This window comes from Microbacterium neimengense (genome assembly GCF_054782995.1).
The window spans coordinates 614,751-638,184 of record NZ_BAAGRK010000015.1; the positions used below are offsets into that span (position 1 = coordinate 614,751).

General features: G+C 69.5%; 26 protein-coding genes and 1 tRNA gene. 12 read left to right on the forward strand and 15 right to left on the reverse strand.

The window, feature by feature from the left end; all coding sequences use genetic code 11:
• Positions 1-89 precede the first annotated feature (89 nt).
• The 6 genes from mutM to ACYVJS_RS13580 form a co-directional block, all read right to left on the reverse strand.
• Positions 90-986, reverse strand: coding sequence for a bifunctional DNA-formamidopyrimidine glycosylase/DNA-(apurinic or apyrimidinic site) lyase (gene mutM, locus ACYVJS_RS13555; protein WP_460740413.1), 897 nt, complete (start codon positions 984-986; stop codon positions 90-92).
• Between the two features lies 1 nt (position 987).
• On the reverse strand, positions 988-1,680 hold the full coding sequence (gene rnc, locus ACYVJS_RS13560) for a ribonuclease III (RefSeq protein WP_274285497.1): 693 nt from the start codon (positions 1,678-1,680) through the stop codon (positions 988-990).
• 10 nt (positions 1,681-1,690) lie between these two features.
• Positions 1,691-1,900, reverse strand: a complete 210-nt coding sequence (gene rpmF, locus ACYVJS_RS13565; protein ID WP_045248451.1) for a 50S ribosomal protein L32 — start codon at positions 1,898-1,900, stop codon at positions 1,691-1,693.
• 12 nt (positions 1,901-1,912) lie between these two features.
• On the reverse strand, positions 1,913-2,410 hold the full coding sequence (locus ACYVJS_RS13570; RefSeq protein ID WP_460740825.1) for a YceD family protein: 498 nt from the start codon (positions 2,408-2,410) through the stop codon (positions 1,913-1,915).
• Positions 2,411-2,513: 103 nt separating this feature from the next.
• Positions 2,514-3,014 carry a pantetheine-phosphate adenylyltransferase gene (gene coaD, locus ACYVJS_RS13575; RefSeq protein WP_137417165.1) on the reverse strand — a complete coding sequence of 167 codons (501 nt, stop codon included), beginning with the start codon at positions 3,012-3,014 and terminating at the stop codon, positions 2,514-2,516.
• Between the two features lie 53 nt (positions 3,015-3,067).
• Positions 3,068-5,245 carry an ATP-dependent DNA helicase RecG gene (locus ACYVJS_RS13580; protein ID WP_460740414.1) on the reverse strand — a complete coding sequence of 726 codons (2,178 nt, stop codon included), beginning with the start codon at positions 5,243-5,245 and terminating at the stop codon, positions 3,068-3,070.
• A 50-nt stretch (positions 5,246-5,295) separates the two neighbouring features.
• On the opposite strand from ACYVJS_RS13580, the gene rsmD reads away from it, so the two are divergent.
• Positions 5,296-5,871 (forward strand): 16S rRNA (guanine(966)-N(2))-methyltransferase RsmD, encoded by a 576-nt coding sequence (gene rsmD, locus ACYVJS_RS13585; protein WP_460740415.1) that lies wholly within the window; start codon positions 5,296-5,298, stop codon positions 5,869-5,871.
• On the opposite strand, the gene thiL is transcribed toward rsmD, so the two are convergent.
• On the reverse strand, positions 5,841-6,827 hold the full coding sequence (gene thiL, locus ACYVJS_RS13590) for a thiamine-phosphate kinase (protein WP_460740416.1): 987 nt from the start codon (positions 6,825-6,827) through the stop codon (positions 5,841-5,843). The two genes, rsmD and thiL, sit on opposite strands and share 31 nt — an antisense overlap.
• Before the next feature lie 69 nt (positions 6,828-6,896).
• On the opposite strand from thiL, the gene ACYVJS_RS13595 reads away from it, so the two are divergent.
• The gene (locus ACYVJS_RS13595; RefSeq protein WP_460740417.1) at positions 6,897-7,364 is read left to right on the forward strand and encodes a DUF3515 family protein; all 468 of its coding nucleotides are present in this window, start codon (positions 6,897-6,899) and stop codon (positions 7,362-7,364) included.
• Between the two features lie 3 nt (positions 7,365-7,367).
• Here ACYVJS_RS13595 and ACYVJS_RS13600 read toward each other — a convergent pair whose 3' ends face one another.
• Genes ACYVJS_RS13600 through leuC form a run of 6 tightly spaced genes read right to left on the reverse strand, consistent with a single transcriptional unit; the run spans position 7,368 to position 13,703 of the window.
• Entirely contained in the window at positions 7,368-8,453 is a 1,086-nt protein-coding gene (locus tag ACYVJS_RS13600) for a D-alanine--D-alanine ligase family protein (RefSeq protein WP_460740418.1), read from the reverse strand.
• Positions 8,359-9,465: an NAD(P)H-dependent glycerol-3-phosphate dehydrogenase gene (locus tag ACYVJS_RS13605; protein ID WP_460740419.1), complete on the reverse strand. Its 1,107-nt coding sequence runs from the start codon at positions 9,463-9,465 to the stop codon at positions 8,359-8,361. The genes ACYVJS_RS13600 and ACYVJS_RS13605 overlap by 95 nt, the downstream gene beginning before the upstream one ends.
• A 16-nt stretch (positions 9,466-9,481) precedes the next feature.
• On the reverse strand, positions 9,482-10,252 hold the full coding sequence (locus tag ACYVJS_RS13610) for a lysophospholipid acyltransferase family protein (RefSeq protein WP_243227669.1): 771 nt from the start codon (positions 10,250-10,252) through the stop codon (positions 9,482-9,484).
• Complete coding sequence (gene murA / locus ACYVJS_RS13615; RefSeq protein ID WP_460740420.1) at positions 10,252-11,616, reverse strand: UDP-N-acetylglucosamine 1-carboxyvinyltransferase; 1,365 nt, start codon at positions 11,614-11,616, stop codon at positions 10,252-10,254. The genes ACYVJS_RS13610 and murA overlap by 1 nt, the downstream gene beginning before the upstream one ends.
• A 10-nt stretch (positions 11,617-11,626) precedes the next feature.
• On the reverse strand, positions 11,627-12,232 hold the full coding sequence (gene leuD, locus ACYVJS_RS13620; RefSeq protein WP_460740421.1) for a 3-isopropylmalate dehydratase small subunit: 606 nt from the start codon (positions 12,230-12,232) through the stop codon (positions 11,627-11,629).
• Position 12,233: 1 nt separating this feature from the next.
• A complete protein-coding gene (gene leuC, locus ACYVJS_RS13625) occupies positions 12,234-13,703 on the reverse strand; it encodes a 3-isopropylmalate dehydratase large subunit (RefSeq protein ID WP_460740422.1) in 1,470 nt (489 codons plus the stop codon).
• Between the two features lie 247 nt (positions 13,704-13,950).
• Here leuC and ACYVJS_RS13630 point away from each other — a divergent pair, with 247 nt between their 5' ends.
• Positions 13,951-15,270 carry an O-acetylhomoserine aminocarboxypropyltransferase/cysteine synthase family protein gene (locus ACYVJS_RS13630; protein WP_460740423.1) on the forward strand — a complete coding sequence of 440 codons (1,320 nt, stop codon included), beginning with the start codon at positions 13,951-13,953 and terminating at the stop codon, positions 15,268-15,270.
• The gene (locus ACYVJS_RS13635; RefSeq protein WP_460740424.1) at positions 15,267-16,583 is read left to right on the forward strand and encodes an LLM class flavin-dependent oxidoreductase; all 1,317 of its coding nucleotides are present in this window, start codon (positions 15,267-15,269) and stop codon (positions 16,581-16,583) included. Before ACYVJS_RS13630 ends, ACYVJS_RS13635 begins: the two co-directional genes overlap by 4 nt.
• A gap of 9 nt (positions 16,584-16,592) precedes the next feature.
• On the opposite strand, the gene ACYVJS_RS13640 is transcribed toward ACYVJS_RS13635, so the two are convergent.
• A complete protein-coding gene (locus ACYVJS_RS13640) occupies positions 16,593-17,591 on the reverse strand; it encodes a TerC/Alx family metal homeostasis membrane protein (protein ID WP_460740426.1) in 999 nt (332 codons plus the stop codon).
• A 121-nt stretch (positions 17,592-17,712) separates the two neighbouring features.
• On the opposite strand from ACYVJS_RS13640, the gene ACYVJS_RS13645 reads away from it, so the two are divergent.
• From ACYVJS_RS13645 to ACYVJS_RS13675, 7 genes are all read left to right on the forward strand, one after another.
• Complete coding sequence (locus tag ACYVJS_RS13645) at positions 17,713-18,261, forward strand: RNA polymerase sigma factor (protein WP_460740427.1); 549 nt, start codon at positions 17,713-17,715, stop codon at positions 18,259-18,261.
• Positions 18,258-19,337, forward strand: coding sequence for a DUF4349 domain-containing protein (locus ACYVJS_RS13650; RefSeq protein ID WP_460740428.1), 1,080 nt, complete (start codon positions 18,258-18,260; stop codon positions 19,335-19,337). Before ACYVJS_RS13645 ends, ACYVJS_RS13650 begins: the two co-directional genes overlap by 4 nt.
• A 61-nt stretch (positions 19,338-19,398) precedes the next feature.
• Positions 19,399-19,998 carry an ECF RNA polymerase sigma factor SigK gene (gene sigK, locus ACYVJS_RS13655; RefSeq protein WP_460740429.1) on the forward strand — a complete coding sequence of 200 codons (600 nt, stop codon included), beginning with the start codon at positions 19,399-19,401 and terminating at the stop codon, positions 19,996-19,998.
• A complete protein-coding gene (locus tag ACYVJS_RS13660; protein WP_460740430.1) occupies positions 19,998-20,729 on the forward strand; it encodes an anti-sigma factor in 732 nt (243 codons plus the stop codon). Before sigK ends, ACYVJS_RS13660 begins: the two co-directional genes overlap by 1 nt.
• Positions 20,730-20,817: 88 nt before the next feature.
• Positions 20,818-21,345 (forward strand): hypothetical protein, encoded by a 528-nt coding sequence (locus tag ACYVJS_RS13665; RefSeq protein ID WP_460740431.1) that lies wholly within the window; start codon positions 20,818-20,820, stop codon positions 21,343-21,345.
• Between the two features lie 147 nt (positions 21,346-21,492).
• Positions 21,493-21,900: a DUF4383 domain-containing protein gene (locus tag ACYVJS_RS13670; protein ID WP_460740432.1), complete on the forward strand. Its 408-nt coding sequence runs from the start codon at positions 21,493-21,495 to the stop codon at positions 21,898-21,900.
• Positions 21,897-22,433 carry a hypothetical protein gene (locus ACYVJS_RS13675; RefSeq protein WP_460740433.1) on the forward strand — a complete coding sequence of 179 codons (537 nt, stop codon included), beginning with the start codon at positions 21,897-21,899 and terminating at the stop codon, positions 22,431-22,433. The genes ACYVJS_RS13670 and ACYVJS_RS13675 overlap by 4 nt, the downstream gene beginning before the upstream one ends.
• 160 nt (positions 22,434-22,593) lie before the next feature.
• Here ACYVJS_RS13675 and ACYVJS_RS13680 read toward each other — a convergent pair.
• Positions 22,594-22,669: transfer RNA gene (locus tag ACYVJS_RS13680), tRNA-Glu, on the reverse strand.
• Positions 22,670-22,778: 109 nt separating this feature from the next.
• On the opposite strand from ACYVJS_RS13680, the gene ACYVJS_RS13685 reads away from it, so the two are divergent.
• Positions 22,779-23,417, forward strand: coding sequence for an MBL fold metallo-hydrolase (locus tag ACYVJS_RS13685; protein WP_460740434.1), 639 nt, complete (start codon positions 22,779-22,781; stop codon positions 23,415-23,417).
• Positions 23,418-23,434: the final 17 nt, after the last annotated feature.

Genomic DNA, 23,434 nt, shown 5'->3' on the forward strand with positions numbered 1-23,434 from the left:
CTATAGGCCTGCGAGGGCGCATTTCCGTCTGTGTCCACTGTGGCACCGGCCAGCCTGGCGCCGAATCATACCTGTCGGATTCGGCAGCTTCAGCGCAATCGCTGGCAGTGCGGGCAGTAGTGGCTCGACCGGTTCATGAACGACACGCGAACGATTGGCCGGCCACACCGGGGGCACGGCTGGCCGGTTCGCCCGTACGAGTTCAAGGAGTGTGCGAAGTACCCGGCCTGTCCGTTCACGTTGACGTACTGGGCGTCGAAGCTCGTGCCGCCCTCCGCGAGTGCCTTCTGCAGCACGGCGCGCACTTCGGCGAGGAGGCGGTTCACGGCGCGGGTGCTCAGCGTCGCAGCGACGGTTTCGGGGTGGATCCGGGCGGCCCACAGGGCCTCATCGGCGTAGATGTTGCCGATGCCGCTCACCACACCCTGATCGAGCAGGACCCGCTTGATGCCCGACCGCTTGCCCGCGACGAGACGGCGAAAGCCCGCGTCGTGGAACGCCGGATCGAGCGGGTCGCGCGCGATGTGCGACACCTGCGTCGGAACGCTCGGGCGATCTGTGCCGTAGCCTCCCGCCGCCCCGTCACCGGTGGGCACGAGGTGATCCACGGCGAGGGAGCCGAACGTGCGCTGATCGGCGAAAACGACCGCCAGCTCGCCGTGCTGCGGATGCCGGATATCGAACCGCACGCGCTCGTGACGCTCGCGGGGCGCGCCCGGCTCGCGCAGAAGCATCTGCCCGCTCATCCCGAGGTGCGCGACGACGGCCTGCTCCGCCGCATCCGCCAACGGGATCCAGAGGAACTTGCCCCGGCGCGCGGGCGCGCCGAACGTGCGTCCCGCGAGCTCGGTCTCGAAGTGCGAACCGTCGCCGCGATGACGTGTCAGCGCGCGCTCGTCGAGCACCTCCACGCCGTTCACGAAGGCGCCGGCGAGGGCGGGCGCGAGACCCGCGCGCACGACTTCGACCTCGGGGAGCTCGGGCACCTCAGGCGCGTCCGCTGAGAGTGCGCCACGCCGTCAGGGCAGCGGCCATCTCGGCCTGTTTCTTGCTCGTGCCGGATCCGGTGGTGCTCACCTCGCCCACCGTCACGGTGCCTTCGAAGACCCGGGCGTGGTCGGGCCCCGTCGAATCCACCCGGTACACGGGTGCGGGCAGCCCCATCCGGGCCGCGAGCTCCTGCAACGCGGTCTTCGGGTCGACGGCGGCGTCGTAGCGCTCCGGGTCGGCGAGCAGCGGTTCGATGAGGCGCAGGACGAGGCCCGTCGCGGCATCCGCCCCGGCGGACAGGTACGTCGCGCCGATGATCGCCTCGGTCGTGTCGGCGAGGATCGAGTCCTTGTCGTCGCCACGGGTCAGCTGCTCACCGCGGCCGAGCCGGATGTACGCGCCCAAGCCGATGGAGCGGGCGACCTCTGCGAGGGCGACCGTCGACACGACACTCGCCCGACGCTTGGCCAACGAACCCTCGTCGAGCTCGGGGTGCGAACGGTAGAGCTTGACCGTCACGGCTTGTCCGAGCACAGAGTCCCCGAGGAACTCGAGACGCTCGTTGTGCGGGATCTGGCCGTGCTCGTACGCGTACGAGCGATGTGTCAGCGCCAGCGCAAGAAGCTCGGGGTCGATATCGACCCCGAGCTTCTCGGAAAGTGCGGAGAGATCCGCAGCAGCGTCCGTCACGGAACGCGGCTCAGATGTCAGCGACCTTGCGGCCCTTGTACTCGAGGAACAGCTCGGTACCCTGCGAGTCGGTGACGACCTTCGCCTGGTGCGGGCGGCTGTAGACGACCTTGCCGTTCTCGATGGTCTTGACGAGGGCGGGAGCCTCGGCCTTCCACTGCGCGCGGCGCGAACGGGTGTTGGAGCGCGAAACCTTGCGCTTCGGGGGGTTACCTGCCATGGTCTTCTCTTTCTACGAGGTCTGTGTGCTTTGTCCTGCGTCGCCGGGCTCCGTGGCCGGTTCCGCTACCAGGTCCGCAAGCGCTGCCCAGCGAGGATCGAGGGCTTCGCGCGGTGCCTGCGCGGGGTGGTCTGCCAGACGCTCACCGGTCTCGGGGTCGAGACCTGGGCAATCCGGCCGGCACACCGGCTGGAACGGAAGCGACAGGACGACGCCATCCCTGACCAGATTTTCAAGATCCACGTGGTCGTCTTGAACTTCGAAGTCGGACGCTTCCGATCCAGGATACGCGAAAAGCTCCTGGAACTCGACTTCGACGGGCGCGGCGATGTCGATGAGGCATCGCCCGCACACTCCCGTGTACTCCGCCTCGACGTCGCCGGTGACGAGGATGCCCTCGTGAACGGACTCCAGACGAGCCTCGATGTGCACCTCTTCGCCCTGTACCACAGAGACGAGTCCCTCGCCCCACTTCACGGGTGCGGGGACATCGAAGGACACCTCGCGCATCTCGCCGGGGCGATTGACGATGTCACGCACACCGATGCTGAAGGGGCCGGGTCGACGATTTCTCACCCGGAGAGTCTAGCCCGCCGGCGCGTGGCGAGGTCCGTCAGATGCCCCGGCCGCCCGTGTCCAGGAATCGCGAGACGACCGGCGGTACGTACGGCGACACATCGCCGCCGAGAGAGGCAACCTGTCGCACGAGCGAGCTCGATACGAGCGCGTGCGAGGGGTCGGGCAGCAGGAACACGGTCTCGACGCCCGCCAGATGCCGGTTGACGATCGCCATCGGCGTCTCGTAGGCGACGTCCACCTGCGAGCGGATGCCCTTCACGAGCACGCCGGCACCGACCTCGGTAGCGTAGTCCACCAGCAGGCCGACGCTCCAGGAGGCCACCGTGACATGCTCGGCCGGGAAGCCGTCCTCGCGGATCGACTGCTCCAGCAGGGAGACACGCTGCGCGATGGGGAGCATCGCTTCCTTGCCGGGATTGTGTACGACGAGCACGTGGACCTCGTCGTACAGACCCGCGGCACGACGGATGACGTCGAGGTGACCGAGGGTCGGCGGGTCGAAGGAGCCGGGGACGACGGCGATCCGGTTGCTCACCCTCTCACCCTAGCGGGGCGCCTTCGGCGGACGAGGAACGCGCCGGGAAGCCGTCAGTTCTTTCCCAGGGCCGCGCGTTCGTCGGCATCCAGTCGACGCTCGATGGCACCCGCGAGCCCGGGATGCCGCAGCAGCGCCGGGTCGTCGGCCAGGATCACCTCGCCGTCGCCGCGCGCCCTGGCGATGAGGTCGGCGTCGGTGACGACACGCAACATCCGCAGCGAAGACCGTGCTCCTGACTGCGCTGCGCCGAGGACGTTGCCCTCACCTCGCAGCTGGAGATCGACCTCGGCGAGCTCGAAACCGTCGAGCGTCGCCGCGACCGCCTCGACGCGGGTGCGGGCGGATGTGCGCGGCGGCGCGTCCGTGACGAGCAGGCACAGCCCCGGCACGGCACCTCGCCCGACGCGCCCGCGGAGCTGGTGCAGCTGCGAGACACCGAACCGATCGGCGTCGAGGATGATCATCGTCGACGCGTTCGGCACATCGACGCCGACCTCGACGACCGTCGTCGCCACGAGCACGTCGATGTCGCCGGCGGCGAAGGCGCGCATGACCGCATCCTTCTCGTCCGAGGGGAGCTTGCCGTGCAGCAGCGCGATGCGTTTCTCGGCGAACCGGGGATGCTCGGCGAGGAGCCCGACGACCTGCACGACGCCCCACCGTGGACGAGCGGCGCCGGCGTCGTCGGGGAGATCGTCGATCGTGGTCGACGGCTCCTGTCCGGCTTCGGCGATCGCGGTCTCGGGCTCGACGTCGATCGCCGGACACACCACGAAGACCTGATAGCCCTTCTCGACCTCCTCCGCCGCCCGCATCCAGACGCGCTCGAACCAGGCGGGTTTCTCGCCCACCGGTGCGACGAACGACTCGATGCCGGCCCGTCCTGCGGGCATCGTGCGGATCGTGGAGACGTCGAGGTCGCCGAACACGGTCATCGCCACGGTGCGCGGGATCGGTGTGGCTGTGAGCACGAGCGCATGCGGGCTCGTACCCTTGGCGCGGAGCGTCTCGCGCTGCTCGACGCCGAACCGGTGCTGCTCGTCGACGACGACCAGGGCGAGGTCGGCGAAGGTCGTCTTGTCGCTGAGCAGCGCGTGCGTGCCGACCACGATGAGCGCCTGCCCGGCGGCGACCCGCAAGGCCGCCTTGCGTCGTTCTGCGGCGCCCATCTGTCCGGTGAGCAGCGTCGGCATGAGCTCGGGAGCGAGGGCCGGACCGAGCATCTTGGTGAGCGAACGCAGATGCTGCGCGGCGAGCACCTCCGTCGGGGCGATCAGCGCCGACTGCCCACCGCTCTGGGCCACCTGGAGCATGGCGCGCAGTGCCACGAGGGTCTTGCCCGAGCCCACCTCGCCCTGCACCAGGCGGTTCATGGGCCATGGACCGACGAGATCGGCGGCGATCGACTCGCCGACCGAGACCTGGTCCGGCGTGCGGTCGAAGGGCAGCGCCGCATCGAAGCGCTCGAGCAGAGACCCCGCCGGCCGGGGCTCCGCGGCCAGGGCGCGCACGAGCTGGCGCTGCTGGAGCAGGGCGGTCTGCAGGACGAGCGCCTCCTGCCAGCGGAGAGTGTGCGTCGCCTGGTCGATGACGTCGTCGAAGTCCGGTCGATGCACGCGCTCCAAAGCCTCCCGGAAGCTCAGCAGGCCTTCCCGGGCGCGAATGTCGTCGGGGATCGGATCGTCGAGAGGAGCGAGCAGATCGAGTGTGTGGGAGATCAACTCACCGATCTTCCAACTCGACAGGGACGCGGTCGCGGGGTAGATCGGGATGGGCTGCGAGGCGTACGCCTGCGCGTTCATCAGCGCCACGCTCTCGTCTTCGAACAGCTGGTAGTCCGGATGCGCGAGCTGCATCTGACGGCGATACTCGCCGACCTTGCCCGAGAAGGTGCCGCGTCGGCCGACCTTGAGCTGATCCTGACGCCACGACTGGTTGAAGAAGGTGAGCACGAGGTCGCCGCGGCCGTCGGTGATGACGACCTCGAGAATCGAACCGCGCCGGTTCTTCATCCTCCGATCGGTGACGCTCTTGACCTGCGCGACGATCGTGACCTGCTCGTCGACCGTCAACGAGTCGATGGGGGTGAGTTCGCCGTGCTTCGCGTACCGACGCGGGTAGTGCGTGAGCAGATCACTCACCGTCCGCATCCCGAACGCCCGCTGCAGGGTTGTCGCGGCCTTGCCTCCGATCACCCCGTCGAGACGGGAGTCGAGGGTGACGGACATGACCCGATTCTACGGCGGGCCTCCCCCACGCCCGTCGGTAGGGTGAGGGGGTGACGCGCATCATCGCCGGAGCCGCCGGCGGACTCCGACTCGACGTGCCGGCCAGCGGCACCAGGCCCACGAGCGACCGCGTCCGCGAGTCTCTCTTCGCCGCGCTCGAGTCCCAGGACCTCCTTGCCGGCGCCCGCGTGCTGGACCTGTACGCAGGTTCGGGTGCGCTCGGCCTCGAGGCGCTCAGCCGCGGGGCGGCGCACGTCGACCTCGTCGAGCACAACCCGAAGGCGGCCGCCGTCGTGCGGCGCAACGCCGAGGTCATCGCCCGCGCGACCGGCGCGACCGCGCGGGCGCACCGCAGCACCGTCAACGCCTTCCTGCGCCAGGGCGCGGCCGCGTACGACCTTGTGTTCCTCGACCCGCCCTACGACATCGCCGACGAGGATCTCGCCGAGGCGCTCGCGCTCCTGCGGCCTCTGCTCACCGGCGACGCTCTCGTCGTCGTCGAGCGGGCAAAACGCTCCGCCGAACCCGAGTGGGAGCAAGCCGACCTGGAGCAGGTGCGCGAGCGCCGTCACGGCGACACCGCGCTGTGGTGGGCTCAGCCGCGACCGGCGTCCCAATCCGCGTAAGGATCCCATCCGCCGCGATCGGCGGGACTCGCACCGTCGACCGTGACCGGATGTTCGCCGCGCGTACGCACCCTCCCGATCGGCCGGAAGCCCTCGGGCAGAGCGAGGTGCGCGGGGAAGGTGGCGAGGAGGGCGTGATCTTCTCCACCGCTCAGCACGGTGTCCGCATCCGGACCGAGCGATGCCGCATCGAGCGCGATCGTGACCCCCGAGGCGTCGGCCAGGCGCGTCGCGTCCAGCACGAGACCGTCGGAGACGTCCATCATGGCGTGCGCCCCTGCCGCCGCGGCCCGCGGCCCGATGGCGATCGGCGGATGCGGGCGCAACTGCGCCGCGATGTCGTCGCGTTCCGCATCCGTGAGCACCTGCGAATCCACCGGCACGGGGCGAAGATCGGTATCACGGAACCGCGTGAACAGGAGCCGCAATCCTCGCGCGGCACCGCCCAGCTCTCCCGCGACCGCGACCGTGTCGCCCTCGCGCGCCCCGGAGCGGAGCACCGCGGCACCGTCGAGCTCGCCCAGCGCCGTGACGGCGATGGTCAGCGTGTCGGAGACCGTCAGGTCGCCGCCCTCGACGGCGCATCCCGGAGCGAGCTCGTCGCACGCCGCGCGCAGGCCGTCCGCCACGGCCTCGACGAAGCCGATCGTCGTATCGTCGGGCATCGCGAGGGCCACGAGCAGCGCCGTCGGGCGAGCGCCCATCGCGGCGACGTCCGCGAGGTTCACGGCGGCGGCCTTCCAGCCGAGGTCGAATCCGCCGGTCCACGCGAGCCGGAAATCCGGACCGTGAACGAGGGTGTCGACGGTCGCGACGATCTGCCCGGCAGGGGCCAGCACCGCCGCGTCGTCGCCAGGGCCGACCACGGCGGAGCCCGCCCCGACGCGTGCAAGGATGCGGCGCAGGATCTCGCGCTCGCTGAGCTCCGCCACGGTCGTCTCGGTACGCTCGTCCACCCCGCCACGCTACCTTCCACGGCGCTGACGCGAGACGAATGCGGCCGCGGCCGGGGTTAGCCTGAAGGGGTGATCCGCCCCCGACTCGGCCGCCTGGCAGCCGTCGCCCTCGCGCTGCTCGCGCTCACCGGCTGCAGCAGCACGGTCGCGCTCGAACCCGCCCCGGCCGCGAACGATCCGCACTGCGCGGATATCACCGCCTACCTGCCGCAGAATGTGGCGGGCCAGGACCGTCGGTGGACGGACGCGCAGGCGACGGGGGCGTGGGGCGACCCGGCCGCCGTCATCCTGACCTGCGGCGTGACTCCGCCGGGGCCCTCGACCCTCGTCTGCCAGACGGTGTCGGGCGTGGACTGGCTCATCGACGACAGCGACGCGCCCCGATACCGCCTCACGAGCTTCGGGCGCACGCCCGCCGTGGAGATCTACCTGGACAACGACGTGGTCTCCAGCGTCGACGTGCTCGACAGTCTGTCGTCGCTGGTCGCGAAACTGCCCAAGGACGGGGAGTGCACCGCACGCCCCGGCACCTCGTAGGCGTCAGCGCCGCGCGAGCGCCGTCTCGATGAGCTCCGACAGCAGCTCGGAGTAGCTCAGTCCGGACGCGATCCAGCACTTCGGGAACATCGAGATCGGTGTGAAGCCGGGCATCGTGTTCAACTCGTTGACGATCGGGCCGTCGGCGGTCAGGAAGAAGTCGACGCGTGCGAGACCGCGGCCGTCGACGGCGGCGAAAGCGCGCAGCGCCATGTCACGGACCGCGTCGATCTCGGCATCGGTCATGGCTGCGGGGCACACGACGTCGACTCCGTCGCCGCCGAGGTACTTGCCCTCGAAGTCGTAGAACTCCCGCGAGCTCAACACGATCTCGCCCGGAAGCGAAGCGCGCACGACGCCGTCGCGCCCTTCCAGGACACCCACCTCGACCTCGCGTCCGATGATGCCCTGTTCGACGAGAACCTTGTCGTCCTCGTCGAAGGCGATCCGCAGCGCCGCGTCGAGTTCGTCGGCGGAGTGCACCTTCGAGACGCCCACGCTCGAGCCCGCCCGAGCCGGCTTGACGAACCAGGGAAGCTCGAGGTGCGCGAGGCGCGGGCGCACCGCATCCGTGTTGTCGTTCCACTCAGCGCGGCGCAACGTCACCCCGGGCGAGACCGGGATGCCGTCCGCGTGCAGCGCGACCTTCATGAAGTGCTTGTCCATGCACAGCGCGGAGTCGATCACCCCACCGCCGGCGTAAGCGAGCTCGAGCGTGTCGAAGAAGCCCTGGATGGTGCCGTCCTCACCGTGTGAGCCGTGCAGGATCGGCAGAACCGCATCCACTGCGCCCAACTCGCGAACCGTGCCGTCCGCTTCGCGGACACGCAGCTGCCGGTCGCCCGCGGCCTCTGGCCAGACGATGCGCGTGCCGTTGTCGACGACGGCAGGCAGCTTGTCGGCGACGAGGGCGAACTTGTCCGGGTCGTCGTCCTCCAGCACGAAGGCGCCCTCGCGGGTGAGGCCGACCGGGATCACCCGGTAGCGCTCGCGGTCAAGCGAGCCCAGAACCCCGCCCGCCGTGGCGGAGCTGATCGAATGCTCGCTGGAGCGACCGCCAAAGAGCACCACCACTACCGGCTTGTCCATGCTGGGTCCTCTCCCCCTGCGGGGTGTCGTCGTCGGTGGTCAGGTGAGGGGCGATCTCGCGCGGATTCATCGTGCCGTCCAGCACGCGCTTGACCTGCTCGACGATCGGCATCTGCACGCCGCTCGCCTTGGCCAGCTGCAGGATGGGGGCGACGGATGCGAGCCCTTCCGCCGTCTGCTGCATCTGCGCCACGACGTCCTGGAACTTGTACCCCTGTCCCAGAAGCCTGCCGGCCGTGTTGTTTCGGCTGAGCGGGGATTGGCACGTGGCGATCAGGTCGCCGAGCCCGGCGAGACCCTGCAGGGTCTCCGGCTGCGCCCCCTGAGCGACGGCGAAGTCCGTCATCTCGACCAGACCGCGCGTGATGATCGACGCCTTCGTGTTCTCGCCGTAGCCGACCCCGTCGACGATGCCGATGGCCACCGCGATCAGGTTCTTCAGCACACCGCCGAACTCGGTGCCGATCACGTCCGTATTGACGAAGGAACGGAAGTAGCGGTTGCGCGCCGCACGTGCGACGACCTCCGCCGTCTCGGGGCTGATCGAGGAGATGACCGCGGCTGTGGGCTGCTCCTGGGCGATCTCGAGCGCGAGGTTCGGCCCGGAAGCCACGGCGATGCGCGCCGGGTCGCATCCGAGCGCCTGCTCGATGACCTGACTCATCCGCAGCCCGGTGCGCTTCTCAACGCCCTTCATGAGTGAGACGACGGGCACCGAGCTGCCCTCGAGCAGCGGTCGGACGCCCGCAAGGTTCTCGCGCAGCGACTGGCTCGGGATCGACAGGTAGACCTGGTCTGCGCCCTCGAGCGCCTCTGCGAGGTGCGAGGTCGCGGTCATCGTGCGCGGCAGGTTGATGCCGGGCAGATACTTCGTGTTGCGCTTGCCGGTGTGGATCTCGTTCGCGAGCTCCGGGCGGCGTGCCCACATCACGACGTTCGCACCGCCGTCCGCGAGGATCTTGCCGAAAGTGGTGCCCCAGCTGCCCGCACCGAGCACGGCGACGCGGGTCATGGGGGTGGTGCCACGCCTACTCAAGGCGGCCCGTCTCGCTCTGCCCGTGAGCGCCGGGCTCCCAGCGTGCGGCGGGGGCCGGCTCGCCGCGCAGATCCGACAGAAGCCCTGCGATCTCGTCCATGACGCGCGTGGTGAGCTCCGCCTGCGCCGCGGGATGGGCGGCGCGGTCGCGGTACTCCTCGAGCGCGATCGGCTGGCCGACCCGCACACGCACGCGCCTGCGGAGCGGCCAGAGGCGGAACTTGCCGTAGCGCGGCATGATCTGCTGCGCACCCCACTGCGCCATCGGGATGAGAGGGATGTCGCCGGCCAGCGCCAGGCGCGCCGCCCCCGTCTTTCCGCGCATCGGCCACAGGTCGGGGTCGCGGGTGAGCGTGCCCTCGGGGTACACGATGACGCCGGCGCGACGCTCCGCGAGGTGACGTGCCGTGTCGAGCGCCTGCTTCGCGGCGGCTGCGCTCGAGGCGCGCGCCACGGGAATCATGCCGGTCGCGCGCAGGGCCCAACCGAGCACGGGAACCCGGAAGAGGCTCTCCTTCGCCATGAACCGCGGGGCGCGACCCATGCGCCAGACGGCTACGGCCACGAGAAGCGGGTCGATCTCGCTGTGATGATTGGGGGCCAGGACGAACGGGCCTTCTTCGGGCAGGTTCTCCTCGCCCTCGATCTCGATCTTGGCGATCAGTCCGACGAAGGGGACCACGATCCCGCCGAGCAGCCAGAAGACGCTCGGCCGTGTCTTCTCCGTCGACGCGCGCCGCCGACGGGGCGTGGGCGCCGCCATCAGCCGATGACGTCGAAGTCGGCGCCGAGCGCGGTCAGCTTCGCGAGGAAGTCCGCGTACCCGCGGCGGATGATCCCGATGTTACGCACCGTCGAGGTGCCCTCTGCGGCCAGTGCCGCGATCACGTGGCTGTACCCGCCGCGCAGGTCCGGAACCGTGATGTCGGCACCGTGCAGCGGGGTGGGTCCGGTGATCACCGCGGCCTGCTCCAGCGAGCGGCGCGGCACACGGCGCGGCCCTTCCTGGAGCCCGTGCGGGTAGACCGTGATGTCCGCCCCCATCTTGACCAGCGCCTGTGTGAAGCCGAAGCGGTTCTCGTACACCGTCTCGTGGACGACCGAACGTCCGGTCGCCTGCGTCAGGGCGACGATGAGCGGCTGCTGCCAGTCGGTCATGAAGCCGGGATGTACGTCAGTCTCGACCGTGACGGGCTGGAGCGCGTCACCGCGGGCGAACAGGATGCCGTCCTCGCGCACCTCGAAGTGCGCACCGATCTTGCGGAGCACGTTCAGGAAGGTGAGCATCTCCTGCTGGCGCGCACCGGCGACGAAGATCTCCCCGTCCGTGGCGATGGCGGCGCTCGCCCAGCTGGCGGCCTCGTTGCGGTCGAAGATCGACCGGTGGTCGTAGCCGTTGAGCTTCGGGACACCCTCGATGAGGATGACCCGATTCGGCTCGTAGGAGATGATCGCGCCCATCTTCTGCAGCAGCGCGATGAGATCCATGATCTCGGGCTCGATCGCGGCGTTGCGCAGCTCCGTGATGCCCTGTGCACGCACGGCGGTCAGCAGCACCTGCTCGGTGGCCCCGACGCTCGGGTAGGGCAGGTGGATGTTGGCGCCGTGCAGACCCCGCGGAGCGGACAGGCGGATGCCGCTGGGCAGCTTCTCCACGATCGCGCCGAACTTGCGCAGCGCGTCGAGGTGGAAGTCGATCGGACGGTCGCCGATGCGGCATCCGCCGAGGTCGGGGATGAATGCCTGACCGAGGCGGTGCAGCAGCGGCCCGCAGAAGAGGATCGGGATGCGGGACGCACCCGCGTGCGCGTCGATCTCCTCCATGTGGGCGCTCTCGACGTCACGGGGGTCGAGCACGAGCGAGCCGGGCTCGTCGCCCTCGGCCACGCGAACGCCGTGCACCTCGAGCAGCGATCGCACCACGGCGACGTCGCTGATCATCGGAACGTCCCGCAGGAGGCTCGGGCTCTCGCCCAGGAGGGCGGCGACCATCGCCTTCGTGACGAGGTTCTTCGCCCCCTTCACCTCGACGGTGCCCCGCAGAGGCCGTCCGCCGCGGATCTCGAGGATCTCCGCTTCCTCCGCGAGCGGGCTGGAGGATTCGGTCGTCTGCCCGAGAAGTGTCATGTGCGGTACCTCACTGTGCGGGAAGGGGCGGGAGTGTCCGCGGCTTCCAGGATTCGCGTCGCGCTTCGTAGGCGGCGATCTTGTCTTCGTTGCGGAGCGTCAGCCCGATGTCGTCGAGGCCCTCCAGCAACCGCCATCTAGTGTAATCGTCGATCTCGAACGGGACCCGGAGCTCGCCCGCGACGACCTCGCGCGCCGTCAGGTCGACCGTCATCTCGATGCCGGGCTGTGCGTCGATCGCCGCCCAGAGCGCTTCGCTGTCGGCTTCGGTGACGACCCCCGTCACGAGACCCTGCTTACCCGCGTTGCCGCGGAAGATGTCGGCGAACTTCGGGCTCAGCACGACTTTGAACCCGTAGTCGCGCAGGGCCCAGACCGCGTGCTCACGACTCGAGCCGGTTCCGAAGTCGGGACCGGCGACGAGGATCGAGCTCTGCGCGAAAGCGGGCTGGTTCAGCACGAAATCGGGATCCTGACGCCAGTTGGCGAACAGGGCGTCCTCGAAGCCCGTCTTGGTCACGCGCTTGAGGTAGACGGCCGGGATGATCTGGTCCGTGTCGACGGCGGAACGCTTGAGCGCCGCTGCGACACCGGTGTGAACGCTGAACTTCTCCATGTCAGACCCCCGCCCCGACGATCGCCGGCTCTTCGACGGGATCGAGATCTCCCGGACTCGACAGCGTTCCGCGCACCGCGGTCGCCGCGGCGACGAGCGGCGACACCAGGTGCGTGCGCCCACCCTTGCCCTGCCGGCCCTCGAAGTTGCGGTTCGACGTCGATGCGCACCGCTCGCCCGGGGCGAGCTGATCCGGGTTCATTCCCAGGCACATCGAGCAGCCGGCGAAGCGCCACTCGGCACCGAAGTCCTCGAAGATGCGGTGTAGACCCTCGGCTTCCGCCTCCAGCCGGACGCGGGCCGACCCCGGCACGACCATCACGCGCACACCGTCGGCTTTCTTGCGGCCCTTCACGATCGACGCGAACGCGCGCAGATCCTCGATACGGCTGTTGGTGCACGACCCCATGAAGACCGCATCCACGGGCACGTCCTTCAGCTTCGTGCCGGGGGCGAGATCCATGTACTCCAGTGCCCGCTCGGCTGCCACACGCTCGTTCGGATCCGCGATCTCGGACGGAGTCGGAACGACGTCGTTCAGCGACACGCCCTGGCCGGGGTTCGTGCCCCACGTGACGAAGGGCTCGAGCTCGTCCGCGTCGAGGAAGACCTCCGCGTCGTACACGGCGCCCTCGTCGCTCGGGAGCGTGCGCCAGTAGGCGACCGCATCCTCCCAGTCCTGACCCTTCGGAGCGTGTGGACGGCCCTTCAAGTAGGCGAACGTGGTCTCGTCGGGGGCGACCATGCCCGCGCGGGCGCCGGCCTCGATCGACATGTTGCACATCGTCATGCGCCCCTCCATCGAGAGGGCGCGGATCGCGCTGCCGCGGAACTCGAGGACGTAACCCTGCCCACCGTTGGTGCCGATCTTCGCGATGACCGCAAGGATGATGTCCTTCGCGGTGACGCCGGGGCGCAGCGTTCCCTCCACCGTGATGGCCATGGTCTTGAACGGCTTCAGCGGCAGGGTCTGCGTCGCCATGACGTGCTCGACCTCGCTCGTGCCGATGCCGAAGGCCATGGCCCCGAAAGCACCGTGGGTGGATGTGTGCGAGTCGCCGCAGACGACCGTGATGCCGGGCATGGTGAGCCCCAGCTGCGGACCGACGACGTGGACGATGCCCTGCTCGGCGTCGCCCAGCGAATGGATGCGCACCCCGAACTCGGCGGCGTTGCGGCGCAGCGTCTCGATCTGCAGGCGGCTGGTCGGGTCGGCGATCGGCTTGTCAATGGCCAGAGTCGGGGTGTTGTGGTCCTCGGTCGCGATCGTCAGGTCCAGGCGGCGCAAGCCACGCCCTTCGGCACGAAGACCGTCGAAGGCCTGCGGGCTCGTGACCTCGTGCACGAGATGCAGGTCGATGTAGATGAGGTCGGGCTGGCCGTCCTCACCCTTGACCACCAAGTGGTTGTCCCAGACCTTCTCGGCCAGGGTGCGCGGCGCGGACGCCGCGGAGTGATCGGGATTGCTCATGCTGTCGTTCTCCTGAGATGACGGTGGATCAAGCCCGCAACGAACTCCGCGACGAGGGAGGCCTGGGTCTAGGACTCGTCGCGGCTGCGAAGGAGAAGGCGAGCGATCCGCACCCGCACAGGCTACCACCGCGCTCCGGCGGCGCGGCCCACACGCAGCGGCGCTCAGGTGACGTTGTGTGTCGGCATACTCGCCCGCGGGAGGTCGGCGCTCGTAGGCTGCTGCGACCCGAGACGGCAGGACCCTCATGACCGAACCCACCCATGGATTCGCCACCCGACAGGTGCACAGCGGCACCGAATGGACGGATGCGGCATCGCGCACCGTCCCGGTCTACATGACCGCCGGCTTCCGCTTCGACGACTTCGACCACGCGGCCGCGCACTTCGCCACGGGCGACGGCTACGGCTACACGCGCACCGGCAACCCGACCGTCGACGCCCTCGAACGTCGCCTCGCCGAGCTCGAGGGCGGTGCCGGTGCGGTGTTCGTCGGCAGCGGGCAGGCTGCGGTCTCCGTCGCGCTGATGTCGCTCCTCTCGGCCGGTGACCACCTGGTCAGCTCCACCCACATCTACGAGGGAACGCGCGGGCTCGTGAACGACCTGCTCTCCCGGTTCGGGGTGACGGTCACGTACGTCGACGACATCGCCGACCCGCGGGCGTGGCAGGACGCGATCCGTCCCGAGACCCGCGCGCTGTTCGCGGAGTCCATCGGCAACGCGCGCAATGATCTGCTCGACGTGCCCACCGTCGCCGCCGTCGCCGACGGTCACGGCATCCCGCTCGTCGTCGACAACACCTTCGCTACGCCCTACCTCGTGCGACCGATCGAGCTGGGGGCGGCGGTCGTCGTGCATTCGGCGAGCAAGTTCCTGGCCGGACACGGCGCGGCTCTGGGCGGTGCCATCGTCGACGACGGCCGCTTCGACGCCGCCCGCTCCGGAGCGTTGTTCCCCCAGCTGGTGGCCGCGCGCCACGACGGCGCTCCGAGCGTCTGGGAGCGCCACGGGGCCCGCGCGCGACTGGCCTATGTGCGTGAATCCGTGGCACCGCGGCTGGGCCCGACTCCGTCTCCGCTCAACGCCTTCCTCGTCTCGCAGGGCATCGAGACGCTGCACCTGAGGGTGCGCGAGCAGTCGGCGAACGCCGCACGGATCGCGACGTGGCTCGAGACCCGCGAAGAGGTGGCCTCCGTCGACTACGTGGGGCTCGCGAGCCACCCGCACCACGCCCTCGCGGAGCGCCTTCTCCCCCGCGGCGCCGGCTCCGTCTTCACCTTCACCCTGCACGGCGGCCAGGAGGCGGCTCGCGCCTTCGTCGAGACCGTGCAGGTCGTGACCCACATGACCCACCTCGGCGACGTCCGCTCGCTCGTACTGCATCCGGCGACGACGAGCCACGCGCAGCACAGCGATGACGCACGCGCCGCGCTCGGCGTGCATCCGGGAACGCTGCGCCTGTCGATCGGTATCGAGGACGCCGACGACCTGATCGCCGATCTCGAACGGGCCCTCAAGGCCGCATCCCTCGCGACATCGTCACGCACGATCGAGGTCATCGGATGAGTCGTCCCCAGCATTTCGGGTGGTTCCTGGCCCGCGGTTTCGGCCCGCACGGCTGGGGGCTGCCCAGCCTGGACTGGGACTACGACTGGACCGCCCCGCACCTCTACCAGGAATCGGCGCGCGCCCTGGAGCAGGCCGGGTTCGACCTGCTCATCATCGAGGACGCCCCCTCGCTCGGCTCTGCGGAGACGATCGATCTGCGGGTGCGCCACGCCTTCGGCGGTCCCAAGCACGATCCGTTCGTGCTGGCGCCGTATCTGTTCGCGGCGACACAGCACCTCGGCGTCGTGCCCACCGTCAATCCCGCGGCGTACCTGCCCTACACGGCCGCCCGCCAGTTCGCCTCGCTGCAGCACCTGAGCGGTCACCGGCTGGGGCTGAACGTGGTCACCGACACCGGCAGCGCTCGCCACTTCGGGACCGACGCACCACTCGGACACGACGCGGCCTACGACCGCGCCGAGGAGTGGCTGGACGGCATCCGCTCGCTGTGGCGCAGTTGGGACGAGGGCGCCCTGGTGCTCGACCGCGATGACGACCGCTTTGCGGACGGCACCCGGATGCGAGCGGTCCGCCATCGCGGCGAACACTTCGGGTTCGACGGCCCGCTGAATGCGCTGCCGTTCACCGACGGTGAACCCGCGATCGTGTCGCCGGGCGGGTCGGAGCGCGGCCTGGCTTTCGCCGGAGCGCACTCGGACGTACAGCTCGCTCTCGCCCCTCTGGATGAGGCGAGCGTGCGCGCCTACCGGGAGAGCATCCACCGCGCAGCACGTGAGCGCGGACGGAACCCGTCGGACGTGAAGGTGCTGTTCGCGATCCAGCCCGTGCTCGTCTCCTCCGCCGAGGAGGCGGACCGGCTCGTGGCCGCGTCCCGCACGCCCGACGAATCCGCGCTGCGCGCGATCGCCCGGCGCCAGTCCTCGGATCTGGAGACCGATCTCACCGCGCTCGATCTCGACCGGCCGCTGCCCGAGGGGCTGTTCGCCGGGCACGTGTCGCACGGCAGCATCCGCCGGCTCGTCGGCGACCATGACGCGCGAGAGACGCCGCTGCGGGAGATCCTGGCAGCGCACGCACGCCTCGGCCGCATCTCCGACGGCTCCGGATGGGTGGGAACGGCGGGTGAGCTCGCGGACCGCATCGAGCAGCTCGGCGATTGGGGCAACGATGGTGTGCTGCTGTGGGGCGATCTGCATCCGGTCACCGTGCACCGCATGCTCGACGAGCTCGTGCCCATCCTCCGCCGTCGCGGCGTCCTGCGTCGCGAGTACGACGGCGCCGGCCTCGGCGCGAACCTCCGCGCGTTCTGACGCGGCGACTCAGCTCTCGTCTACGGATGCGGCCTCGCGCCGTGCCGCCAACAGACTCGCGATAGTCGCCGTCGCCATAGCGACCACGATGACGATGAGCGAGACCCACGCAGAGATGTCGGGCGCCCACTCGACGCCGTGACCGCCGTTGATGAAGGGCAGCTCGTTCTCGTGCAGGGCGTGCAGGAAGAGCTTCACGCCGATGAAGGCGAGGATGAACGCGATCCCGTAGTGGAGGTAGCGCAGTCGATCGAGCAGCCCGCCCAGCAGGAAGTAGAGCTGCCGCAGCCCCATGAGCGCGAAGATGTTCGCGGTGAAGACGATGAACGCGCTCTGTGTGATGCCGAAGATCGCCGGGATCGAGTCGATCGCGAAGACGAGGTCGGTGAAGCCGATCGCCACGAAGACCAGCAGCATCGGCGTGAACACCTTCTTGCCGTCGACGACCGTGCGCAGCTTGGATCCGTCGTACTCGTCGCGGATCTGGATGAAGCGCCGCAGCATCCGCACGACGGCGTTCTCCCGCTGCTCGCCGTGCTCGTCGTCACCGGGGAAGGCCTGACGCCAGGCGGTCCAGACGAGGAACAGCCCGAACACGTAGAAGATCCACGAGAGGTTGTCGATCAGAACGGCGCCGAACGCGATGAAGATGCCCCGCAGCACGAGCGCGATGATGATCCCCACCATCAGCACCTCCTGCTGGTACTTGCGCGGGACGGCGAACTGACCCATGAGCAGGACGAAGACGAACAGGTTGTCGACCGAGAGGCTGTACTCCGTCAACCACCCGGCGACGAACTGGCCCGCCGCATCCGCGCTGCCCGAGACCCACAGCAGGATGAGGGCGAACACGAGCGCGAGCGACACGTAGAACACGACCCACAGCGTGGCCTCCCGCGCGGAAGGGATGTGTGGTCGACGGAGAATGAGGAGAAGGTCGGCGGCCAGGATCAGAACGAGCACGATCAGCGCGACGATCTGGAACCACACCGGGATCTCGAAGCCCATGAGAGCCTTTCGGAATCGGCGGACGCCACAGTTTATGCGGATCTGAGACGATCGTGCGGCCGAAGACACCTGAGGGTGAGAGAAGACGTCGGCGCAGTCGGCGCTGAGGGATTGGGGCACGATGACCAGCGATGGGGAGCTGATCGCGCGCGCGTCGCACGGAGACCAGGAGGCGTTCCGTGCGCTGTATCGCGGCAACATCGACGCGGTGTATCGCATCGCGGCGATCCTGTTGCCGACGACCGCGGACGCCGAGGATGCGGCGCAGGAGACGTTCGTCACGGCGTGGCGGAAGCTGCGCGGCTTCCGGTTGGAGGGAGTCTCGGCTCTCCCGTGGTTCGCAACGATCTGTCGCCTCGTGTGCGCGAACCGCCTGCGGGCGCTGCGCCGTGAACGCGACCACGTCGGCGCGACGCTCGACGAGCGCATGCCCTCGCCGATCGACGTGGAGCAGGCGGTCATCGACTCAGAGCTCGCCGATCGCGTCGCCCGCGAGGTGGCGAGCCTCGACGAGCTCGATCGCGAACTCTTCGTGCTCTGCGCCGCGCACGGCTACGCCTACGACGCCGCCGCGGCGGCGCTCGGCATCAGCCACGGTGCTGTCCGCAACCGTCTCTCCCGCATCCGCAGCCGCCTGCGCGGCACCGTCCAGGAGGGAAACGCATCATGACGATCAACGACCGGGATCAGGGCAACGGACGCTCCCTGCCGGAGGGTCCGAGCGCCGCGCAGATCGACCGCATCGAGCGAGGCATCGAACGCGACCTCGAGTTCGACCGGATCCGCCGACGGGCGCGGCGTCGTGGCGGGTGGGCCGTCGCCGCCGCCGGAGTCGCGGTGGTCGCGCTGGCGGCGCTCGTCTCCCCCGTCGTCATCGGTGGCCGCGGCGCCGATGCGAGCTCGGTGTCCCTCTCCGACTCGGCGCCTCTCGACGTCCAGACCCAGGAGGGTGCCATTGCGGCGCAGGACGTCGCGGGGGCCGACGGCGGCCGGTCCGCAGCGACGGATGCGGGGCGCGAGGTCTCCGCATCCGGGTGGCTCCAGATGACCGTGGACGACCCCGAGGACATCCAGCAACAGATCACGTCGATCGTGACAGGTGTGCAGGGGTACGTCTCGTCAGCGAGCATCGCCGGCTCTCCGGCCACGACGGATCCGATCTATCCGGGGCCCGCGCAGAGCTCGATTACGGTGCGGGTCCCCGCCGACCGGCTGCAGGATGTGATCGATCAGGTCGGCGCTCTGGGAACAGTGTCGGCGTCCTCGGTGGACCGCTTCGACGTCACCGATCAGGCGGTCGACCTGCGGGCACGGATCGCCGCTCAGGAGACCTCCGTCGCGCGCCTGACCGAGCTGCTCGGGCAGTCAGCATCGGTCGCGGACCTGATCGCGGCGGAGTCCGCTCTCGCCGATCGACAGGCGGCGCTGGATGCGGACCGGCAGCAGCTCGAGATGCTGGAAGATCAGGTCGCGATGTCGACGTTGACCGTCACCCTGTCTGAGAAGGACGCGGCGCCGCAAGCGGATCCCGCCGGATTCGGCGACGGCATCGCTGCGGGATGGGCGGGACTCGTCGCAACCGTGAACGGCATCGTGATCGGGTTGGGCTTCCTTCTGCCGTGGCTCGCGGTGGTCGCCGTCGCGGTCGTGGTCGTGTGGGCGGTGCGGCGCGTCGCGCGCGGGCGTCGCGCGCGACGCGCTCAGCCCGACCTCCCGCATCCGACGGACTCGCCCGGAGCCGACTGAGCGGTCCTATCACGCGGCGATCCTCGCCGCGCGCCCCCCGGGTCCCGTGTCGCGATGAGGCATGCTGGTGACTGTGGTGATCGACGGCGTCGAGGTTCCCGAGGACGGCTCGGGGGGTATCGATCATGTGGCGACGCTGCTGACCGCGATCGCCGGGGGCGATCAGAACGCCTTCGCGCAGTTGTACGACATGCTTTCGCCGCGCATGTTCGGCCTCATCCGTCGCGTCCTCGTCGACCCTTCGCAGAGCGAGGAGGTGCTGCAGGAGGTCTTTCTCGAGATCTGGCAATCCGCTTCGCGCTTCGCTCCGAACAAGGGACAAGGAAGGTCGTGGGTTCTCACCATCGCGCACCGCCGAGCCGTCGACCGCGTGCGGGCGTCGCAGGCCAGCGCTGATCGTGATGCACGCGTCGGCCTTCGCGATCTCGACGTCGCATATGACGGCGTCGCCGAGACGGTGGAACTGAAGATCGAGGGCGGGCGCGTTTCCGAGGCGCTCGCCGGGCTACCCGAAGCGCAGCGCGAGACGATCGTCCTCGCGTACTACGGCGGTTACTCTCAGACCGAGATCGCCGCGCTCGTCGGGGCGCCGCTGGGAACCGTGAAGACACGCATGCGTGATGGACTGAGCAGATTGCGAACCAGGATGGGGGTGCAGTGATGGACGAGGAAGAGTTCCGCGACCTGGCTGCCGGCCACGCCCTGAATGCGCTGTCCGCAGACGACGAGATGCGCTTCCAGGAGCTCCTCGCCGCCCACCCCGCTTGGAGCACGATCGTAGCCACCGAGCTCGACACCGCAGCCGCCCTTGCCGGTGGCGCAGGCGACGTGGTACCCCGCCCGCAGGTGCGCGACGCGCTCCTCGCGAAGATCGCTTCCCTCCCCCAAGACGCTCCCGTCGCCGACGCGACCCCTGCAGCCGAAGCAGCGCCCGCGCGCCGCCCCCGCTCGCGGATGTGGTTCGCACTCGCGGCCTCCCTCGCCTTCATCCTCGCGCTCGGCATCGGCGGCCTCTCGCTCGGGCGCCTGCTGACCCCCGAGGACGGCGCTCAGGTCGCCCTGGAGCAGATCCAGGACGCCCCCGACGCGCAGTCGGCGAGCGTCACCCTGGACGATGGCGCGTCCGCGACGGCGCATTGGTCCGCATCCACGGGACGGGCCGTGCTGGTCACGGACGGCATGCCGACACTCGAGAACGACAAGACCTTCGAGATGTGGTTCATCCGCGACGGCGCCCCGCTTCCGGCCGGCACCTTCTCGACTGACGACGCCGTCTCCGAGCTCGACGGCACGTTCCAGCCCGGCGACGTGATCGCTGTCACCGTGGAGGCCGCGGGCGGCTCGCCCACCGGTCTGCCCACGACGGACGCCATGTTCGCCATCACGACCTGAGATATTTCCTCCCATCCGATCGAGTCGCGGCTTCGGATGACCTGTGTGCGGCCGAAAGGTCGCAGACGGAAAACAAGGAGAGATATCGATGCGTACGAACACGAAGAACCGTCTGGCAATCATCACCGCTGCGGGAGCGGGCGCTGCAGCGATCGCTGTCGCCGGATTCGCGCTGCCGGCGTCGGCAGACGAGCCCCGCGGAGGCGACTGGTCCACCTTCACCACGACGCTGAGCGCCCCGGTCGAAGCCGCGCAGACCTGGCTGACGAGCGCGATCGAGGCCGGCAGCGCCTCGGTCTCCCCCGACACGTCCGTCGCCCCCGACACCTCTGTCGGCGACGTGAGCGTGATCCAGGGCCCCATCGTGGGCGACGTGCTCTCCGGCAACCAGGCGCCGGTCGCCTCCGGTAACGACGTGCAGGCGCCGGTCGCCTCCGGTAACGACGTGCAGGCTCCTGTCGAGGCACCGGTCGGCTCCGGCAACGAGACCGGCATCGAGGCGCCTGTCGCCCCCGAGACATCGATCGGCGGATCCGTCGGCGACATCGGCACGCAGGTGGGCGACCTCGTGGACGGCCTCACCTCGAACCTCGACCTCGGCGGTCTTCTCAACTGACCTCACCGCGCACGGGGCGTCGTTCCTTCGGGATCGGCGCCCCGTTTCTGTGAGCAGCCTGAAAGTCGTCCCATCCGTTCGCGAGCCTGCCACGAACAAGTGATGGGTGCGGCACACGGTCGCACCCTCCCTACATCGGAGGTCATCATGAGCTCGTCCCCGAACCGCATCGTCGCGACCGTCTTCGGCGCGATCTATCTCCTCGTCGGCCTCCTCGGCTTCGCCGTCACCGGCGGCGTCGGCTTCCTCGCCACCGAGGGCGGGCTTCTCCTCGGCATCTTCGCCGTGAACCCGCTGCACAACATCGCCCACCTGCTCATCGGTGCGGCTCTGCTCGTCGCCGGCCTCGCGAACGTTCGCGCGGCGAAGACCGTGAACACCGTGGTCGGCGCCGCCTACCTGTTGCTCGGCGTCGCTGGATTCTTCCTGGTGGGCACCGCAGCCAACATCCTGGCCCTGAACGTCCCCGACCACTTCCTGCACCTCGGCAGCGCGGTCGTGCTGCTGGCCATCGGCGTCGGCGCGGACCGCGGCACCCGCGTCGCGACGGCATGAGCATCCACCGCACGAGCGCGGCCACGGGCCGGCGGGCAGCACTGCTCGCCGGCCCGTGGCCGGCCGCCCTCGCCTGGGGCGCAGCGCTCGTGCTCACAGCTCTCGGGGCGGGCGCCGTCGTCCTCCAGGATGCGACGTCGGCACACCGGATCATCGGTGTCGGTGCCGCGGCTCTCGGGCTCGGCGGACTCGGATGGGGCATCGCGGCACTTCGCGCCGGTCGCCTTCTCGCCCCCCGTTCCACCACGGCGGGTGCCCTCCTCGCGATGCTCGTCTCGACGTCGCTGCTGGCGAGCGAACCCGCGCACACGAGCATCGTGGGCGTCTCGGTGTGTGTCGCCCTCAGCGCGGCGCTCGGCGCCTGCGCGGCAGCCGCCACCCGTGGCAACGTGCCCGCGCAGCATCTGCGGGTCGGTCAGCTGCTCGCCGCTGCCGCGCTCATCGCGGTGCTGGTGACGCCGGCCCTCGGCGCCGTGCAGGACGGGGTCCTGCTGCGTGATGACGGCACCGTTCCCGTGGTGCCGCACCACTGAGCCGTCAGCTCGCCTCGTCGCCCGGCGGATCCTCGAGGATCTCGGCGAGGATCTCGAGCGCCGCCCGCGTGGTCGCCTCGCGTGACACGCGAGCGGATGCTGCCGAGGCGCACGCCACGAGGAAACAAGAAAACCCCCGGATTGACCGGGGGTTTTCTCTTGGTGACCCCAGCGGGATTCGAACCCGCGTTACCGCCGTGAGAGGGCGGCGTACTAGGCCGCTATACGATGGGGCCGCTGCCGTGGCAACCGTTCAAGTATGCCATGCGGTTTTGCATTGCGCCAAATCGAGGCCGGGATCCGTGTCGGGTTGCCTCGATGACCACTGAAGAGTTGACTCGCGTCATGCGAATCACCAAGCACGAGCATGCCGCCGTCACCCTCGAGAAGCAGGGCCGCAAGCTCATCATCGACCCCGGTTCGTTCACGACTCCCCTGCCCGACACGTCGAACGTCGCGGCCCTCGTGATCACCCACGAGCACCCCGACCATTGGACGGCCGACCATATCGACCGCCTCGTCGCCGCCAATCCCGGGCTGCCCATCTACGCGCCCGAGGGCGTCAAGAACGCCGCACCCGGATACGACATCACCGTCGTAGCCCCCGGCGACACCGTCGAGGTGGAGCCATTCCGCCTCCGCTTCTTCGGCGGGCACCACGCCGTCATCCACGAGAGCATCCCGGTGATCGACAACGTCGGCGTCCTCGTCGACGACACCTTCTACTATCCGGGTGACTCGTACGCCCTCCCCAAGGGTCACGACGTGGCCGTGCTCGCGGCCCCCGTCGGCGCACCCTGGCTGAAGATCGGCGACGCCATGGACTTCGTCCTCGCGGTGAAGCCGCGCCAGGTGTTCGCCACGCACGACATGACGCTCTCGGTCGCCGGCAAGGAGATGGGGCGAGGCCGCTTGAAGTGGGCGGCGGAACAGCACGGCGGCGATCTCGTGGTGCTCGAGCCGGGCGACACCCTCGAACTCTGAGCGCGAACGACGAAGGC